The sequence below is a fragment of the Pseudoalteromonas sp. SR45-5 genome (genome assembly GCF_014163565.1).
Taxonomy (GTDB): Bacteria; Pseudomonadota; Gammaproteobacteria; order Enterobacterales; family Alteromonadaceae; genus Pseudoalteromonas; species Pseudoalteromonas distincta.
On the sequence record NZ_JACJDN010000871.1, the window covers coordinates 1 to 1298 of the forward strand.

The window sequence follows — 1298 nt, forward strand, 5'->3', positions numbered from 1 at the left end:
TTTAAAGGAGCGTATTTTAAAACGCTTTAAGCTATAAAGCTGCTTTATGTAAGCGCAGCTTAATTATTTAAGATTGGACTTTCCTACGTTTACAATGTGTTATTGGGTTAAGGTTAATTGGTAGGCTTAAAAATATAAAAGCTTCGTGTATTGCGTTGCTCTTGCAGTTAAGTGTTTGGAGGTTTTTATAAACACGGTTAATTTAATTATACATATTGGCCCGCCAAAAACGGGTACGTCTGCTATTCAAAAGTGGTTAAAAGACAATATTGAGTTTTTAAGAACACATGGCATTTATTACCCGCAGCACACAGAAGATAGCAACGGCATTAGCTCTGGTAACTTTTTATCTGTATTTGACCCACTTAAAGGTGATTACAAATTAAATTTGCAGCGTATAGAAGCGCTTAAAAATAAAACGGCTGAGAATAATTGCCATACATTATTATTGAGCTCTGAGTTTTTTTTCCATCGATTACTGCCCTTAGTAAATAAGCTGCCAAACGTGAGTTGTATTGCTTATGTAAGAAACCCTGCAGAATTGCATGAATCTCATTATAACCAGTCTGTTAAAAGGCATGGCAATGTGGCAACCATAAAGCGTGCAGATTCGTTACCGATGAACACTCTAAAAGTACTAGGTGATTATGCTAGCAAACTTGGTGAAAGGCTTATTTTACGCGCTTATCATGAAGATTTATTTTTAAATAACAGTATTGTTAGCGACTTTTTAACAGCTATAAATTTACCCGCTGATGAAGTGGCTAATATAAATTGTACTAAACGAATTAATACTAGCTACACGCTAGAAGCGTTAGAGGTTAAACGCTGGTTTAATCGCTATGAATTAGGGAATAACTCAAATCCCTTAGATCGTATATTACAGTCTTATAGTAATGGCGTTACGCGTTTTACTTTTGTTGGTAAGCATCAGTTTAATGATTATAAACGACAATCTTTAAAGTGGTTAGGGCAGTTATATGAGCAAGCTCCTTTTGCAAATGGTGATAAATTATTAAAAGCCGTGCATGATCAGGAGCATCAAAATTTTTATAAGCAAGAAATAAGTATGGCGCAATGCGACTCAGTACTTAGGTATATTGCTTCTGAGAATATGGCTTTACTCACCAATTTAGCACTTTGCGTTTATGCTCAGCCCAATATTGAAGATAAAGCCCCGTTTACAGATGCTTTATTCAAACTTGTGCCGCCAAGTGCTGCAGTGCCAAATATGCTGCAATATATTAGGCGTGCTTTTGTAAACAGCTATAGTTATACATTTGTGGGTTGTGATGATT

General features: G+C 35.6%; 1 protein-coding gene. It reads left to right on the plus strand.

Translation table 11 applies throughout. The features are described from left to right. Window positions 1–175 precede the first annotated feature (175 nt). Window positions 176–1298: hypothetical protein (locus tag H5072_RS19730; protein ID WP_182694549.1), on the plus strand; the 1123-nt coding region annotated here is incomplete at its 3' end.